The sequence below is a fragment of the Methylobacterium sp. NEAU K genome (assembly GCF_030700285.1).
Classification (GTDB): Bacteria; Pseudomonadota; Alphaproteobacteria; order Rhizobiales; family Beijerinckiaceae; genus Methylobacterium.
Window position 1 is genome coordinate 161,994 of sequence record NZ_JAUYZJ010000009.1, and the last position, 17,009, is coordinate 179,002.

13 protein-coding genes are annotated in these 17,009 nt (G+C 71.7%); 8 read left to right on the forward strand and 5 right to left on the reverse strand.

The window, feature by feature from the left end; genetic code table 11:
- Positions 1–138: 138 nt before the first annotated feature.
- Both Q8W67_RS10160 and Q8W67_RS10165 read right to left on the reverse strand, forming a co-directional pair.
- Positions 139–1,014, reverse strand: coding sequence for a branched-chain amino acid ABC transporter permease (locus Q8W67_RS10160; protein WP_305544645.1), 876 nt, complete (start codon positions 1,012–1,014; stop codon positions 139–141).
- 18 nt (positions 1,015–1,032) lie between these two features.
- On the reverse strand, positions 1,033–2,292 hold the full coding sequence (locus Q8W67_RS10165; protein ID WP_305544647.1) for an ABC transporter substrate-binding protein: 1,260 nt from the start codon (positions 2,290–2,292) through the stop codon (positions 1,033–1,035).
- Between the two features lie 316 nt (positions 2,293–2,608).
- Here Q8W67_RS10165 and Q8W67_RS10170 point away from each other — a divergent pair, with 316 nt between their 5' ends.
- From Q8W67_RS10170 to Q8W67_RS10195, 6 genes are all read left to right on the forward strand, one after another.
- Positions 2,609–3,586 carry a transporter gene (locus Q8W67_RS10170; RefSeq protein ID WP_305544650.1) on the forward strand — a complete coding sequence of 326 codons (978 nt, stop codon included), beginning with the start codon at positions 2,609–2,611 and terminating at the stop codon, positions 3,584–3,586.
- Between the two features lie 201 nt (positions 3,587–3,787).
- Positions 3,788–4,813: a cyclase family protein gene (locus tag Q8W67_RS10175; RefSeq protein WP_305544653.1), complete on the forward strand. Its 1,026-nt coding sequence runs from the start codon at positions 3,788–3,790 to the stop codon at positions 4,811–4,813.
- 13 nt (positions 4,814–4,826) lie between these two features.
- Positions 4,827–5,777 (forward strand): 3-hydroxyacyl-CoA dehydrogenase family protein, encoded by a 951-nt coding sequence (locus tag Q8W67_RS10180; RefSeq protein ID WP_305544656.1) that lies wholly within the window; start codon positions 4,827–4,829, stop codon positions 5,775–5,777.
- Entirely contained in the window at positions 5,774–6,532 is a 759-nt protein-coding gene (locus Q8W67_RS10185) for an SDR family NAD(P)-dependent oxidoreductase (RefSeq protein WP_305544659.1), read from the forward strand. Before Q8W67_RS10180 ends, Q8W67_RS10185 begins: the two co-directional genes overlap by 4 nt.
- A 17-nt stretch (positions 6,533–6,549) precedes the next feature.
- Positions 6,550–7,434 (forward strand): 3-keto-5-aminohexanoate cleavage protein, encoded by an 885-nt coding sequence (locus Q8W67_RS10190; protein ID WP_305544661.1) that lies wholly within the window; start codon positions 6,550–6,552, stop codon positions 7,432–7,434.
- A 143-nt stretch (positions 7,435–7,577) separates the two neighbouring features.
- Positions 7,578–8,795: an ABC transporter substrate-binding protein gene (locus tag Q8W67_RS10195; protein WP_305544664.1), complete on the forward strand. Its 1,218-nt coding sequence runs from the start codon at positions 7,578–7,580 to the stop codon at positions 8,793–8,795.
- A 234-nt stretch (positions 8,796–9,029) separates the two neighbouring features.
- On the opposite strand, the gene Q8W67_RS10200 is transcribed toward Q8W67_RS10195, so the two are convergent.
- Positions 9,030–10,796: a methanol/ethanol family PQQ-dependent dehydrogenase gene (locus Q8W67_RS10200; RefSeq protein WP_305544667.1), complete on the reverse strand. Its 1,767-nt coding sequence runs from the start codon at positions 10,794–10,796 to the stop codon at positions 9,030–9,032.
- Between the two features lie 160 nt (positions 10,797–10,956).
- Positions 10,957–11,553: a TIGR00730 family Rossman fold protein gene (locus tag Q8W67_RS10205; RefSeq protein WP_305544670.1), complete on the reverse strand. Its 597-nt coding sequence runs from the start codon at positions 11,551–11,553 to the stop codon at positions 10,957–10,959.
- A 228-nt stretch (positions 11,554–11,781) separates the two neighbouring features.
- On the opposite strand from Q8W67_RS10205, the gene Q8W67_RS10210 reads away from it, so the two are divergent.
- Both Q8W67_RS10210 and Q8W67_RS10215 read left to right on the forward strand, forming a co-directional pair.
- On the forward strand, positions 11,782–13,227 hold the full coding sequence (locus Q8W67_RS10210) for a LysM peptidoglycan-binding domain-containing protein (RefSeq protein WP_305544712.1): 1,446 nt from the start codon (positions 11,782–11,784) through the stop codon (positions 13,225–13,227).
- A gap of 162 nt (positions 13,228–13,389) precedes the next feature.
- The gene (locus Q8W67_RS10215) at positions 13,390–15,339 is read left to right on the forward strand and encodes an ABC transporter ATP-binding protein/permease (protein WP_305544673.1); all 1,950 of its coding nucleotides are present in this window, start codon (positions 13,390–13,392) and stop codon (positions 15,337–15,339) included.
- A gap of 14 nt (positions 15,340–15,353) precedes the next feature.
- On the opposite strand, the gene Q8W67_RS10220 is transcribed toward Q8W67_RS10215, so the two are convergent.
- Entirely contained in the window at positions 15,354–16,256 is a 903-nt protein-coding gene (locus tag Q8W67_RS10220; protein ID WP_305544676.1) for an NAD(P)-dependent oxidoreductase, read from the reverse strand.
- Positions 16,257–17,009 lie beyond the last annotated feature (753 nt).

Consider the following 17,009-nt stretch of genomic DNA (forward strand, 5'->3'; position numbering starts at 1 on the left):
GGCGCGAGATTCTGCATCGTCGCGCTGCCCCTCTCCCGACCCGATCCGCGGGCCACCCTCCCCCGCAGAGGGGGGAGGGACAGCTGCGGAGGTCGCGCGCTTCCCACTCGGACCGGCGGAAAAGTCCCAAGAATCCCATCACCGCCGCCCCAGCAGGCCCTGCGGGCGCAGGTACATGACCGCCACCAGCAGCAGCAGCGCCGGGATCACCCGGTAGGCCGGCGAAACCAGATAGGCGGTGGCGGTCTCGAGATAGCCGACTACGTAGGCGGCGATCAGCGAGCCGGTGACGCTGCCCAAGCCCCCCAGCACCACGATCGAGAAGGCGCTCGCCGTGAGCGGCCCCACCGAATAGGAGGAGACGCCCAGGAACATCCCGAGCAGCACGCCCGCGATCCCGGCGAGCAGCCCGTAGATCGCCCAGACCGCGACGTAGATCCGGGCCATGTCGTGGCCGAGCAGCGTCACCCCGCGCGGGTTCATCGAGGCGGCGAGCAGGACCTTGCCGGCCCGCGCCCGGTTCACGAACAGCCACAGCAGGGCGATCACGACCCAGCAGATCACCGCGGTGAAGATCTCGTTCTTCGGGGTCCGCACCCCGGCGATCTCGATCACGCCCTCGACGATCGGCAGCACCGTCTTCGGGTTGTCGGTGAAGAAGTAGGCCACCAGCTCCTGGATCATGATCCCCCAGAGCAGCGTGCCGGTGAGCACGAAGATCTCCTTTTCCTCGCGCGGAATGGCGCGGCTGCGCTCGATCGGCGCGACGATCGCGAAATAGGTCACCAGCGCGGCGGCAAGCCCGCACAGGACGCCGATCGCCGCCCCCGCGTAGGAGCCGAGGCCGAAGAGCGCGGAGGCCGCCCAGGCCGCGACCGCGGCCATCACCATCAGCGCCCCGTGCGAGAGGTTGAGGACCCCCGACACGCCGAAGATCAGGGTGAAGCCCATCGCGCCCAGCGCGTAGAGCGCCGAGATCGCGAAGCCGTCGACGAGGATCTGGAGCCCGATCATCGCGCTCTCCCCGCCGGACTACTGGACCGCCGCCTTGACCGCGGGCGGAAGGACCATCGCCCCGTTGGCCACCTCCGCGGGCCAGATCGCGACCTGCTTGCCGTTCTGCCACTGGCCGAGCACGCTGGTCATCAGGCCGGGGCCGTACTGGACCGAGTGCGTGAAGGGCTCGTCCTTGCCGTAAAACTTGAGGTGCCCGACGGTGCCGACCCAGTCGGTCTTCTCCAGGGCGTCCACGAGCTTGTCGGCCTCCGTGGAGGCGGCCCGCCTGATCGCGTCCGCCACGTAATACGTCGCGTCATACGCCATGTAGCCCGCGTAGGACGGTGCCCCGCCGAAGCGCTTGGTGAAGGCCTCGGCGAACGGGATCGTCTTCTCGGTCAGCGCCACGCCCGGCAGCGCCACGCTGTCGAACAGCACGCCCTGCGTGCCGCCGTTGGTGTTGGCCCAGAAGGTCGAGGAGGTCGCCTGGCCGCTGATGCCGGTCATGGCGATCGGCACCTGCTGGTTCTGCCACTGCACGGTCGGCTGTACGCCGACATGGGCGATGCCGGTGACGATCAGGTCCGGCTTGGCCGCCTCGATCTTGTTGTAGATCGGCGTGAAGTCCCCCGTGTCCGGCGAGAAGCGGACATGCTCCACAACCTTCAGCCCCGATTTCGGCAGGCACTCCTCGTAGGCGGCGTCGAGCGGGCGGGTCCAGGCCGCGTCCTCGCTCATGATCGCCGCCGTCTTGGCCTTCAGGCGCCCGACCAGGACGTCCTTGGCCGAATCGCAGACCGCCTGCGCGAGAGCATGCGAGGTCAGGTACCCGTGGAAGGTGTACTTGTTGCGCGCGTAGTCCTTGTGGACGTTCACGCTGATCTCGTTGGAGGCCGCGCCCGGGGTGATCATCGGGGTCTTGAGCCGCGCCGCCCAGGGCATCAGGGCGAGCACCACCTCGGAGATGTAGCTGGCGATGACGAGGTTGACCTTGTCCTCCGAGACCGCGCGCTGGAAGGCGCGCACCGCGTCGGAGGCCGAGCTCTTGTCGTCGTAGGTGACGACCTGGATCTGCCGGCCGTCGACCCCGCCCTTGGCGTTGATCTCGTCGGCGGCGAGTTGCACCGCCTGCGGGATCGAGGCGCCGGCCACCGACTGCGCTTCCGCGATCACGCCGATCTTGATCGGGTCCGCGGCACGCGCCGGTCCCGCGAGCATGGATCCAGCCGCCAGCAGAGCGGGCAGCAGGCGCCGGATCTGAACGCGCCTGACGACAGCGCGCGCGGTCTCGGACATCGGCGTTTCCTCTTTCGTCACGCCCGAATTTTTTATTCGCGGGCTTGCGGCCGACTCTAGCCGGCGTCCGGCGGATCACAAGGGGCGGGCGGCCCGGGGCTGGTGACGTTTCCGGCCAGTCGTTGGCTGCGCGATCTCCCCGGCGCGCGGCATGTTGCACCTCGGCAACATGCCGCGCCGTTTCGACTGCGATCCGCGCCCGTCACCCTGCGCGGCCGCATCGGAGTCCAGCCTCAGCACAGGAACATGGTGTCGCGATCGGTCCCTACCGGACCCGGCAGCAGGTGCGCCGCGGAGCGTCGGGAGGGGGAACGCCATGCTGAGACAGATAGCGACCGCGGCTCTGGCCACGGTCACCTTGTTCCTGGCGGTGACCGGCCAAGCCGACGCCGCGGCCGTGACGCAGCCAGGGGAGCAGGTCGGCCTTGCGCCGGGCCTGCCGCTGCCGGAGGGCTTCTACGCGTTCGACACGTTCAGCTGGGGACGGGCGGACCGCCGCGACGCCGCCGCTATCGGCGTCAACATCCCGTTCGTGATCTACGCTTCGCCGCTGAAAATCTTCGGCGCCCGGATCGAGCCGGTGGTCGCGTTCCCGTCGGTGTTCATCAACACCCGCTTCCCGGCCCCGATCCCGAACAGAGATGTGAGCGTCTTCTACACCCCGTTCCTAGGCAACATCTTCGCCTGGAATCTCGGCGGCGGGCTCGGCGTGTCCTACATCGCCGGCGCCTATCTGCCGGTCGGCGACCGCGGCTCGGTGGGGCTTGGCCTGCGGGGCACGCCGCTGATCCCGGCCGCGAGTTCGGCCACGCTGACTCAGCGCGTCGGTGCGACCTATGTGGGCGACGGCACCCTCAACCTCTCGGCGATCCTCACCTACAACCGTCCGTTCGACGAGCATGGCCGGTTCGGCGGCCCGATCGGGGCGGCGATCGGCCCGCTCCCGCTGGCCGACCAGCTCAACCTCGACCTGACCGCCACCAAGAAGTTCGGGCATTTCGAGATCGGCGCCGTGGCGTTCGGCTACACCGACCTGCCGGTGAACCGCCGCGACCGGCTGTTCGCGCGGTTCCAGCGGGAGGGGAACGTCGCCGCCGGCGGCCTCGTGGGCTACGATTTCGGACGGGTCATCCTGCAGACCTTCGTCACGCGCGAGATCGCGGCCCGCGACACGCTCGACCGCGCGGGGCGCCGCGAGCACAACGAGGAGACCCGGGGCTGGTTTCGCGTGATCGTGCCCTTCCCGATGGCAGCCGCCGCGCCCCCGGCCGAACCGCTCATCCGCAAGAACTGAGACCGCGGCGGGTTTCAGGAAGCCCGCCCTGTCCGCACCCGGGCTTTCGAGCCCGGCCCTCCGGGCCTAGGCTTCGTCCAGCCCCGCCCAAGGCGGGCTCGACGGCCTCGAAGAAGGGCGCAGACAGGTGAGAAACGCACGCTCGGCCGTGCCCGGGCTCCTCCCGGGCCGCGGCGCCCGGCCATGCCGGGGACGCAATCCGTGAGCCTTCGCTGGACCCGCCGGCCCGAGGGCTCGACCTGGGGGGATTTCGGCCCCGACGACGAGCTCGGGCGCCTGAACCTGCTGACCCCCGAGAAGGTGCGCCAGGGCGTCGCCGAGGTGCGCGAGGGCCTGACCTTCTGCCTCAGCCTGCCCCTCGACCTACCGGGCGGCAACGTCCTGAACCCCCGGCGCCATCCGCCGCAGATCACCCCGACCCGGCGCGCCAACGGCCGGCCGAACATGAACTTCCCGGTCTGCGAGGAGGTCGACGGGGCCACCGACGTGATCTGCGACGACCGCGCGCTGATCCACCTGCAATACTCGACGCAGTGGGATTCGCTGGCCCATGTCGGCGCGCTCTACGACGCGGACGGCGCGGGGGCGGCGCCGACCTTCTACAACGGCTTCCGCGGCGGCCGCGACATCGTCGGGCCGAGCACCCCCGAGACCGCCGACCAGCCGTCCCGGGCGCGGCGCCTCGGGATCGAGCGGCTGGCCGAGGTGGGCATGCAGGGCCGGGCCGTGATGATCGACCTGCGCGCCCATCTCGGCGACGCCAAGGCCAAGGTCGGCTACGACCGGCTCGCCCGGATCCTCGAGGCCGACGGCGTCGTGGTCGAGCCCGGCGACATGGTCTGCCTGCACACGGGTTTCGCCGAGCGGCTGATCGCCATGGGCGGCGACCCGGACCCGAAGCAGGTCCACAATCTCTGCGCCGGGCTCGACGGCCGGGATCCGGCGCTGCTCGACTGGATCACCCGCTCCGGCCTGTGCGCGCTGATCGCCGACAACTACGCCGTGGAGGCCTACCCGGCCGGGCCAGGGCCCGCCTGCTGCGCCACGCTGCCGCTCCACGAGCACTGCCTGTTCAAGCTCGGGGTCAATCTCGGCGAGCTGTGGCACCTGACGCCGCTCGCCGACTGGCTGCGCGCGCACGGGCGGAACCGCTTCCTGCTCACCGCTCCGCCGCTACGCCTGCCCGGCGCGGTCGGCTCGCCGGTGACGCCGATCGCGACAGTCTGAGGGAGAACGCGGCATGGCGGAGATCGCGGTCATCGGCGGCGGCCTGATGGGGCACGGCATCGCGCTGGTGCTGGCGCTGGGCGGGCACGGCGTGCGGATCACCGACACGCAGGCCCGGACGCGCGCCGCGGTGCCCGTCCTCATGGCCTCGGCGCTGGCGACCCTGCAGGAGGCGGGCGCGGCCCCTGAGGGCTGGGATGCCGCGCGGCTGGCGCAGGCCGTCCGGGTCGAGGCTGAGCTGGAACCGACGGTGGCGGGGGCCGGCCTGGTCATCGAGGCGATCACCGAGAACCCCGAGGCCAAGCGGGCGCTTTTCTCCGAGCTCGACCGGATCTGCCCGGCCGACGCGATCCTGGCCAGCAACACCAGCTACCTCGACGTGTTCCCGCTGATCCCCGATTCCCGGCAGGCCCGGGCGCTGGTCATGCACTGGTACACGCCGCCCTACATCATCGACCTCGTCGACGTGGTCCCGGGGCCCGGCACGGATCCGGCCGTGATCGAGGCGATGCGCGACCTCGTGCTCGGCCTCGGGCAGGTGCCGATCGTGCTGAAGCGCTTCATCCCGGGCTACGTCGCCAACCGCATCCAGTCGGCGATCAGCGCCGAGGTGTTCCGGCTGCTCGACGAGGGGGTCGCCTCGCCCCGGGAGATCGACGACGCGGTGATCCACGGGCTGTCGCTCCGCATCCCGATCCTCGGCCACCTCGCCAAGGCCGACTTCACCGGCCTGGAACTGACGCAGCGCGCGCTGGCGAATGCCAGCTACGCGCCGCCGCCCGCCCGGTCCCGGTCCGAGACCCTCGAGGCGCTCTGCGCCGAGGGCCGGACCGGGGTGATGGCCGGACGGGGCTACTTCGACTGGGGCGGCCGCGACCCCGCGGAGCTGTTCCGCGAGCGCGACCGCAAGCTCCTGGCGCTGAAGCACGCGATGGCCGGGATCGGCCGGATGGAGGGAACATGATCGGAGCCGACCTGTCCGGACGGCGCGTCCTGGTCACCGGCGCCTCCTCGGGCATCGGGCTCGCGACGGCGGCGATGTTCGCGCGCAACGGCGCCCGCGTGGCGCTGAACCACCTGCCCGACGATCCCCGCGGCCCCGCGGAGGCCGCCCGGCTGGCCGGCGAGGGCCTGTCGGTGGTCGCGCTGCCCGGGGACGTCGCGCAGGCCGACGCCGCCGAGGCGATGGTGGCGGCCGGGATCGAGGCCCTCGGCGGCCTCGACGTGCTGGTCAACAACGCCGGCACCTCGGGCACCGCCGCGCCGATCGCCTTCGAGGATCTCGACGCGATGACCGAGGCGTTCTGGGCCGAGATCCTGGCGACGAACCTGCTCGGCCCGTATCGCTGTTCCCGCGCCGCGGCCGCGGCCCTCCGGACGAGCCGGGGGGCGATCGTCAACACCGCCTCGGTGGCCGGGCTCGGGCGGCGGGGCTCCTCGATCGCCTATTCGGCGAGCAAGGCCGGGCTGATCAACCTCACCCGCAGCCTCGCCCGGGCGCTGGCCCCCGACGTGCGCGTCAACGCGGTGGCCCCGGGCCTCGTCGCCACCCCCTGGACGGCCTCCTGGCCGGACGAGCGCAAGGCCGCGACGGTCGAGCGCACGATGCTCCGCCGCATGGCCCGGCCCGAGGACATCGCCGAGACGATCTTCTTCCTGGCCGCCGGCGCGGGCTACATCACCGGCGAGACCATCACGGTCGACGGCGGGGCGATCTGAGGGCCGAGGAGGACACGATGTCGAGCAAGACCGTCATCACCTGCGCGCTCACGGGCTCGTTCGACACGGCCGGCAAGAACCCGGCGGTGCCGGTGAGCCCGAAGGCCATCGCGGCCTCGGCCCTGGAGGCGGCCTCGGCCGGGGCGGCGGTGGTCCACATCCATGTCCGCGATCCCGAGACCGCCGCGCCCAGCATGGAGCTGGCCCATTACCGCGAGGTGGTCGAGCGCGTGCGCGAGCGGAACGCCGACGTGATCCTCAACCTCACCACCGGGCCCGGGGGCCGGTTCGTCCCGGGCGATCCCGACCCGGCCATCGCCGGCCCGGGCACCACCTTCGTGGCGCCGGAGGCCCGTACCCGGCACGTGGCGGCGCTCAAACCGGAGATCTGCACCCTCGACATCGCGACGATGAATTTCGGCGAGCACTTGTTCCTCAACACCCCCGCCCACCTGCGGGCCATGGCGGGGCAGATCCGCGCGGCCGGGGTGAAGCCCGAGATCGAGGTGTTCGATCTCGGGCAGATCGAGCTGGCCCGGCACCTTATCGCCGAGGGGCACCTGGCGCGGCCGCCGCTGTTCCAGATCTGCCTCGGCATCCCCTGGGGGGCGCCGGCGACGGCCGAGGCGCTGGTGGCGATGCGGGCCCGGCTGCCGGAGGACGCAGTCTGGTCGGCCTTCGGCATCGGCCGCCAGGAATTCCCGATCCTGGCGGTGGCCGCCGGGATGGGCGGCAACGTCCGGGTCGGGCTAGAGGACAACCTGTACCTGTCCCGCGGGACGCTCGCGCCGAGCAACGCGGCCCTGGTGGACAAGGCGGTGAGCCTGCTGTCCCATCTCGACCGCGAACCGGCGACCCCCGACGAGGCGCGGGCGATCTTCGGGCTGGCCCCGCCTGGGTGAGGTTGAGAGCCGCACGCGCCTGACGGATCGCCCGCATCCTCTCACCCGCCCGTATCGGCCCCGATCCAGGCCGACTAAGCTGTCCTCGGACGACGCTCGAGCGGCGAACAACGCCGCCGGGTGAAACACACAGGGAGAGAGACATGCCGGTCCGCCACCATCTCGCGCGGCTGATAGGGACTCTGTGCGCGCTGGGTGCCGGGGCGGCCCTGGCGGCCGATCTCGTGCCGGTGAAGATCGGCGTGCTGAACGACCGCTCCGGCGTCTACTTCGATTCCGGCGGCGAGGGCTCGGTGGTGGCCGCCCGCATGGCGGTGGAGGACTTCAAGCCGGAGGCGCACGGGCTGAAGGTCGAGGTGATCGCCGCCGACCACCAGAACAAGCCCGATGTCGGCGCCTCGATCACCCGGCAATGGTACGACCGCGACGGCGTCGACGCGGTGTTCGACGTGCCGACCTCGTCGGTGGCGCTCGCCGTCGCCCAGATCACCAAGGAGAAGAACAAGGCGTTCATCAACTCGGGCGGCGGCACCGCGGACCTGACCGGCCCGGCCTGCACGCCCAACACCGTTCACTGGACCTACGACACGGCCGCCATGGCCAACGGCACCGGCAAGGCCATTCTCAAGCGCGGCGGCAAGACCTGGTACTTCATCACCGCCGACTACGCCTTCGGGCTCGCCCTGGAGCGCGACACCAAGGCCGTGGTCGAGAAGAACGGCGGCAAGGTCCTGGGCGGCGTGCGCACGCCGTTCCCGAACCCGGACTTCTCCTCGTTCCTCCTCCAGGCGCAGGCGTCCCGCGCCCAGGTGATCGGCCTGGCCGATGCCGGCCTCGACGCGGTCAACGCGATCAAGCAGGCGCACGAGTTCGGCATCCGCCAGGGCGGCCAGACCCTCGCCGGCCTGCTGATCGCCGAGACGGACATCCACTCCCTGGGCCTCGACGTGGCGCAGGGCCTCGTGTTCACCGCCTCGTTCTACTGGGACCTCAACGACGGCACCCGCGCCTTCGCGGAGCGTTACGAGCAGCGCATGCCCGGCAAGAAGCCGACCTCGTACCAGGCCGGCGTCTATGCCGGCACGCTGCACTACCTGAAGGCGGTGGCGGCCCTGCACTCCGCCAAGGACGGCGCCGCCGTCGTCGCCAAGATGAAGGAGATGCCCACCGACGATCCCCTGTTCGGCAAGGGCACGATCCGGCCGGACGGGCGCAAGATCCACCCGATGTACCTGTTCGAGGCCAAGGCGCCCGCCGAGTCGAAGGGTGAGTGGGACATCTACAAGGTGCTGGAGACGATCCCCGCCGAGCAGGCGTTCCGGCCGATGAGCGAGGGCGGCTGCCCGATGCTGGCGAAGTAGGGCGCTTGGACGAAGCCTGGCTCGCAGCATGATGCGGGAAAGCAGGAGCCGATTTTCCGAAGACATCGTGCAATGACGAACGCCTCGCGTCTGCCGTTTCCGCGAACGATGGCAGGCGCGAGGGCGCGGGTCCTCACGACCCGAAGGCGCGGCAACCCCGCCGACATCGGCGCTGGTCCCGGGTCGCCGCGCGCGATCACGGGCAGGACCCTCCCCGGGCGCGAGCCGCGCACGTCACTCCGGCAGCGCGAACACCGTCAACTGCCCCCCCGCCGCGGTGTATTGCGACAGCGCCGCGTAGCCGCCCACCGCCCCCGAGCCGTCGGCCGGATCCGTGAGCCCGGCCGCCAGCCCGATTCCCGCCCAGCCGCCGATTCCGGACAGAACCGCCACGTATTGCCGTCCGTCATGCAGGTAGGTGGTGACGTTGCCGACGATGCCCGACGGCGTCTTGAACCGGTAGAGTTCGCGTCCGTCCCGGGCGTCCACGGCCTTCAGATAGCCCTCCAGCGTGCCGTAGAAGACCACGTTCCCCGCGGTGGCGAGCGCCCCCGACCAGACCGAGAAGGCTTCCGGGATCGTCCAGGCGATCCGGCCCTTCGCGCCGTCCCAGGCGATGAAGGCGCCGGTCCGGTCCGAGCCCTCCGGCGGGTGCAGGGTCAGCGTCGCGCCGACATAGGGCTGGCCCGGGGTGTAGGTCACCCGGAAGGCCTCGTAATCCATGCACATGTGGTTGGTCGGCACGTAGAACAGGCGCGTCACCGGCGAATAGGCGGCGGGCTGCTGGTTCTTGGCGCCCAGCGCCCCCGGGCAGATGTTCTTTGTGGTCTCGTCCTCGTCGGCCTCGCCCGGGGCGTAGCGCTTGTCGACCACGGGCCGGCCGTAATCGGGGGCGGCCGGGTCCAGGGGGATCCGGCTGGCCCAGTTGACGCTGGGGTCGAATTTCTCGGCCACCAGCAGCGCGCCGGTGGCGCGGTCGATCGTGTAGCCGAAGCCGTTCCGGTCGAAATGCGTGAGCACCTTCCGGGGGTGCCCGTCGATCACCTGCTCGGTGAGGATCATCTCGTTGACGCCGTCGTAGTCCCACTGGTCGTGGGGCGTCATCTGGTAGACCCAGCGGGCCATCCCGGTATCGGCGTCGCGGGCGATGATCGCCATGGCCCAGCGATTGTCGCCGGGGCGCTGGGCCGGGTTCCAGGTCGAGGGATTGCCGGTGCCGTAATAGACGAGGTTCAGATCCGGGTCGTAGGCGAACCAGCCCCAGCTGCAGCCGCCGCCCGTCTTCCACTGGTCGCCCTCCCAGCTCTTCAGGGAGGAATCCCGGCCGATCGGGCGCCCGAGCTCCGTGGTCGTCTCCGGGTCGACCAGCATGTCGGCATCCGGCCCGGTGGCGTAGGCGCGCCAGAGGCGCCGGCCCGTCGCCTGATCGTAGGCGGTGACGTGGCAGCGCGCCCCGTACTCGCCCCCCGCGATCCCGACGATGAGCTTGCCGTGCACCGGCAGGACCGTGGCGGTGTTGGTCTCGCCGCGGGCCGGGTCGCCGTTCTGCACGGACCACAGCACCCGGCCCGTCTCCGGATCGAGGGCGACCACATTCGTGTCGGCCTGCTGCAGGAACAGCCGTCCGTCCGCATAGGCGAGGCCGCGGGAGACCGTGTCGCAGCACATCACCGCGATGACGTTGGGATCCTGCCGCGGGGCGTAGCGCCACAGAATCCGGCCGTCCCGGTCGAGGTCGAGGGCGTACACCACGTTGGGGAACGGGGTGTGCACGTACATGACGTGCCCGACCACGATCGGCGCGCCCTCGTGCCCGCGCAGCACGCCGGTGGAGAAGGTCCAGGCGACCTTCAGGCGCGAGACGTTGCCGGCATCGATCCGGTCGAGGTCGGAATAGCGGGTGTTGGCGTAGTCGAGGGTCTGGAGCACGGGCGGCCCTTCCGCCGACGCCGCGGCTGAGAGGAGGGCGAGCGACAGAGCCGCCAGGGTCGGAACACGCATCCTCGGATGTCTCCTGCGGCTCCCGGCGGACAGCCCCGTCGCGGAGCGGCCTCTCACGCCGAGCCCGGGGCGGAATCCCGGCGGGCCCCGCCTCTGACGTCACGGGCGGGGCCTGCCCGCATCGCCGCCGCGTGGTGCGGCGGACGCCCCCAGCTTCGCCTCACATCCGTTCCCGCACGATCCCCTCGGCCTGGGGATCCGGCTCGTGGCCGGCCTCGCGCAGCATCGGCACGACGGCGCCCGCGTCCCGGGCGACGAGGTAGCTCAGATCGAGCCCCTCGCGGATGAAGCCGTGGCCGCGCATGTGCTCGAACAGGGCCAGCAGCGGCGCCCAGAAATCGGCCACCGACACCAGCACCACCGGCTTCCGGTGCCGCCCGAGTTGCGCCCAGGTGAGCTGCTCGACCAGCTCCTCCAGGGTGCCGATGCCGCCGGGCAGGGTCACGAAGGCGTCCGAGCGCTCGAACATCAGGCGCTTGCGGGTGTGCATGTCGGGGACCACCACGGTCTCCTGCACGTCGTCGAGCATGTGCTCGCGCGCCTGGAGGAAGTCGGGGATGATGCCGGTGACGTGGCCGCCGGCCGCGAGCGCGGCGCGGGCCACCGTGCCCATGAGGCCCACATCGCCGCCGCCGTAGACGAGGCCCATCCCGGCCTGCGCGAGCGCCGTCCCGAGGAGCTGCGCGGCCTCGCGGAACACCGGGTCTCCGCCGAAGCCGGAGCCGCAATAGACACAGACTGTCCTCACCGGGGCCATCCGGCGCCCTCCATCGTGCATCCGCGGCGCGCCGTCGGGAGAGAGTCCCACGCCCGGCACTCCACGGGCCAAACTGCTGAATTCGCGTGGGATTCCCCCGCCTGGGCGGCGGGACGGCTTGGTGTCGGGACCATGTACGGTATTATGGGCGGCGCAGTCGACGGTTTTCGAGCGGGCAGGCGGCCCGCTCGCCGGGCGGCAGGCGTATCAGGGGAGGCCTTCGTGGCGATGTCGAGACGGGTGCGACGCAGTCTCGCCCTGGCGCTCGCCGGCCTCCTGGGCGGTCTCGGCCTCGTGCTGGCTCTGTTCGGCGGAGAGTCCCTGCGGCGGATGATCGGCCGGCACGAGGCGGAGCCGCCCGCCGCCGTCGCACCCAACGGCAGCCTGCGAACCCTGACCGACCCCGGGACGACGGCCGGACCCGGCGGTCCGCCGATCGATTTCCGCGACGACAAGCCGGGACAGGCCTCGTCGGGCGAAACGAGGCCGGGGAACACCAAGCCCGGCGACACCAAATCCGCCGCGCTCCCATCGACCGACACGCCCCCGCGCGACGCCCCGCCGGCGGGCGGCGGGGCCGCCGACGGACAACCGCCGGCCGCGCCCGACGCGGCCGAGGCGCCGCGCTTCGACATCGTCCGGGTCGAGCCGAACGGCGACGCGGTGGTGGCCGGGCGCGGGGCGCCGGACGCCGTGGTCGAGATGCTGGTCGACGGCAAGCCGGTGGCCCGGGCGACCACCGACGCGAACGGGCAGTTCGCCATCGTGCCGCCGGCTCTGCCCGCGGGCTCCAGCGAGATCCGGCTGCGCATGACCGGCAAGGACGGGCGCGCGTCCACGTCGAGCCAGAGCGTGGCGGTGAACGTGGCTCCGGGCCGCGACCGCCAGCCCCTGGTGGCTCTCACCGCCCCGGACGCCGCGACCGTGGTGCTGTCCCAGCCGGGCGAGCCCGCGGCGTCGGGCCCGGGGCCCAAGGTCGCGGGCGCACCGCCGCAAGGGAAGCCGGCGGATGCCAAGGCGCCCCACGGCAAGGCGCAGGCCGCCCGGATCGTCAGCGTCGACGTGCAGGAGAACGGCCGGCTGTTCGTGACGGCGACCGGGACGCCGGGCGCGAAGCTCCGGCTCTACCTCAACGACACGCTGATCGCCCCGGGCAGCGTCGGCCCGGACGGCCGGGCGAACTTCACGATCGGCCGCGGGGTCAAGCCCGGCCAGTATCAGGTGCGCATCGACCAGATCGAGCCGGGGACCGGCCGGGTCGGGGCCCGCGCCGAGGTGCCGTTCTCGGTGCCAGAGCCGGCCCGCATCGCCGCCCGCGAGCCCGCCGGTCCGGGACCGTCCGGTACGCCCGCCCCCGGGAGCGGGCAGGGGGCGCCGGCGGCGGGCATGCCCCGGCCGGAGGCCACAGGCCCCGGCGCGGCGGACATGCCCTCCGCGCTCAGCCGGGATGCCGCGGAGACGGGCGCCCCGGCACGGGCCGGCGCGGTCTTCGTGCCCGAGATCACCACGGCCAAGATCACCCGCGGCGACAGTCTCTGGCGGATCAGCCAGCGCACCTACGGCCGCGGCGAGCGCTATACGGTGATCTACGACGCCAACCAGAACCAGATCCGCGACCCGGACCTGATCTATCCGGGCCAGATCTTCGTCCTGCCGACCGACAAGCGCGGCTGAGCGGCCGGTCACTCGACGACCTGATCGTCCTCCGCGCAGGCGAGGCGCCGCAGCGCCACGTGTCGAGCCGCCGCGTCCTCGCGCTTCAGCTCCGCGGATGATCCGGACCGCCGCCTTGCCTATATGCGGGGCAGACCTTCCGTATCCGGTACAGATTCCCCCATGACCGACCACACCGCGCCCCCGGCCGGGCCGACGCTCCAGAGTGGGCGCCCTCCCGCCGAGCGCCCCGGCCTGATCGCCACCTATCGCCGCCTGTGGCCGCATCTCTGGCCGCATGGCCGGCCCGACCTGCAGCGCCGGGTGTTCCTGGCCTTCGGGCTGCTGCTGGCGGCCAAGCTCGTGACCATGGTGACGCCCTTCACCTTCAAGTGGATCACCGACGCGCTGGTCGCCGCCGTGGGGGGCAAGGATGCGCCGACGCCCACGGGGCTCCTCGCCGCCCCGATGCTGCTGATCGCCCTCTACGGGGTCTCGCGGATCGCGATGTCGGCGCTCACCCAGGTGCGCGACGGGCTGTTCGCCAAGGTGGCGATGCACGCGGTGCGGCGCCTCGCGCTCCAGACCTTCGAGCACATGCACCGCCTGTCCCTGCGCTTCCACCTGGAGCGCAAGACCGGCGGCCTCACCCGGGTTCTGGAGCGCGGCCGCGCCGGCATCGAGGAATTGTCGCGCCTGATGGTGCTGACCCTGGTGCCGACCATCGTCGAGTTCGTGCTGGTGCTCGGCGTGCTGGCCTACGAGTTCGACTGGTCCTACGCGGCGACCGCGTTCCTCACGGTCGCGGCCTATCTCGGCTTCACCTACAAGGCGACCGAGTGGCGGATCGCCATCCGCCGCCGGATGAACGCGTCGGACACCGACGCCAACACCAAGGCGGTCGATTCGCTGCTCAACTACGAGACGGTGAAGTACTTCGGCGCGGAGGCCCGGGAGGCCGCCCGCTACGACGTCTCGATGGCCAAGTACGAAAAAGCCTCGACCCAGACCTACGTCTCGCTCGCCGTGCTCAACGCCGGCCAGGCGGTGATCTTCACTTTGGGGATGACCGCCGTGATGTGGCTCGCAGCCCGGGACATCCTGGCCGGGCGCACCACGATCGGCGGCTTCGTGCTCGCCAACACCATGCTGGTGCAGCTGTCGATGCCGCTGAACTTCATGGGCATGATCTACCGGGAGATCAAACAGGCGCTGATCGACATCGACGACATGTTCCGCATCCTCGGGCAGAACCCCGAGATCGCCGACCGGCCGGGCGCCGGGCCGCTCAAGGTCACGGGCGGCACGGTGCGGTTCGAGGACGTGCGCTTCGCCTACACCCCCGAGCGGCCGATCCTGCGCGGCGTCTCCTTCGAGATCCCGGCCGGCCAGACGGTGGCGGTGGTCGGCCCCTCGGGAGCCGGGAAGTCGACGCTCTCGCGCCTGCTGTTCCGGTTCTACGAGCCGTCGGCCGGCCGGATCAGCATCGACGGGCAGGACATCGCCGCGGTGACGCAGGCGAGCTTGCGGGCGGCGATCGGCATGGTCCCGCAGGACACGGTGCTGTTCAACGACACGATCGGCTACAACATCCGCTACGGCCGCGCCGAGGCCACCGACGCCGAGCTGCGCGCGGCGGCCCAGCTCGCCCAGATCGACCGGTTCGTGTCGGGCCTGGCCGAGGGCTACGACACCCCGGTGGGCGAGCGCGGCCTGAAGCTGTCGGGCGGCGAGAAGCAGCGGGTCGCCATCGCCCGCACGATCCTGAAGGCCCCGCCGATCCTCGTGCTCGACGAGGCGACCTCGGCGCTCGATTCCTTCACCGAGGCCGAGATCCAGTCGGCCTTGGACCGGGTCAGCCGGGGCCGCACCACCCTGGTGATCGCCCACCGGCTGTCCACGGTGGTGAACGCCGACGCGATCCTGGTGCTCGACCACGGCCGCATCGTCGAGCGCGGCACCCATGCCGAGTTGCTGGAGGCGGGCGGCGTCTACGCGGCGCTCTGGGACCGCCAGCGGGAGGCGGACGCGGCGCTGGAGGTGCTCCAGCGGGCCGACGCGCCGGTGCTGCCGGTCCGCGCCGGACGCGCGGCGGGACTCGGGGCCGTGCCGGAGACGGAGCCGGCGGAGTAGGGGTCAGGCGGCGCCTAGCCCCGCGCCCGGACCGTCACCCCGAGCAGATCCTCGAACGGCAGCACCATCGCGCCCTTGTCCTTGTCGCCGTGCCCCTGGCGCAGGGCCGTCTGGTAGGTGGCGGTGGCGGCGGCCGTGACCGGCATCGGGAAGCCGCGCTCGGCCGAGATCGCCGCCGCGGCGACGAGATCCTTGTAGGCCGCGCCCAGGGGGTAGCCTTCGTCGAAGCGTCCCCGGAGGATGCGCGGCACGAAATACTGCGCCGCGTAGCTCCGGCTTGTCCCCGTGGTGACCACCTCGGCGACTCGCTCGGGATCGAGCCCCATGGCCACGGCCATCGGCAGCACCTCGGCGAGCGCCGCGATGTTGATGTCGTAGAGCACGTTGTTGATCGTCTTGGTGAGCTGGCCGGCCCCGACCGGCCCCATATGCAGGACGCTGGTGCCGATCCGCTCCAGGAACGGGCGCACGGACGCGACGCTCTCCGCATCGCCGCCGCACATCACGGTGAGCGTCCCGGCCTCCGCGCCGGCCGGCGCCCCGGAGACCGGGGCATCGACGAAACGCCGCCCGGTCGCCTCCAGGGCGCGGCCGATCGCCAGAGCCTGGGCATGCGCTATGGTGCTGAGATCCAACACGATCGCCCCCGGCGCCAGCCGCTCGGCGAGACGATCGCCGCCGAACAGGGCCGCCTCGACCACGGTGCCGTTCGGCAGGCACAGGAACAGCACTTCGGCGCCGTCGATCGCCCTGGGGTCCGCCGTTGCGACGAGTCCCGGCGCTTCGAGACCCGCGAGACGCGAAGGATCGGGATCCACCGCGACGATCGTCTCGGATGCGCCCTCGCGCTTGGCGGCGAGATTGCGGGCGATGGGACGGCCCATCGCGCCGAGGCCCAGGATGGCGAGTTTTCGCACCGGACGGCTCCCTCAAGACGGCCACGCACCGGGCCACCGGCCCTACGTCGGGTGAACCCGCGATCCCGGCCAGGACAACCGCACGATGGAGATTCTCGCTAACAAACCTCGCGATTTCCTAGATCTGTCATCGATCGGCGAAATAACGGCTGCAGGCTGCCACCCCGTCATTCCGGGGCTCCGTTGCGCGGTCCCGGAATGACGGGGTGGAAATTTGGGCGTCCGAGCAAGGCTCGAACGCCTCCGCTTGCGCGCCCCTTCTTGACAATGTTCCTATTTTGTGCTCATTAGCCGCCACCTGTTCCCCGGCGCCGCGGGGGTGATCCCGCAGCGCTCGGTTCGGGGCCGTCCCGGTGGCTGACCGGGCGGGCTCGGGGCGACAGGGCGGTGCCCGCGTCGGTGGCTCTCAGCCGCCATCGCCCCGGGCGGCGTGCCGGTACGGGGCGTGTCTCGGATGCGGGCGTGAGACCGGGCGGCCCTTTGCCCGGCGGGGTGCGGAAATGCCCCCGCGCCGACCCGGGTCTGGGCCGACCCTGAGCGACCTGCGGACCCGCCCACTACGAGGCGGGGGGCGGCTGGAAGGCCACGGCGGTGATGCGGGTTCCGGAGGCCGAAAGCCTCGTCCGAGACCGCTAACACGGAGTCGCAGGATCGGGGCGCCGCGAAGACATCGCGACGAGAAAGACGGCACCGGCCGGGGACCAGGCCCGTCCGATGCCGCGGGACGCCGCGGGGATCGGATCCCGCGCGTCT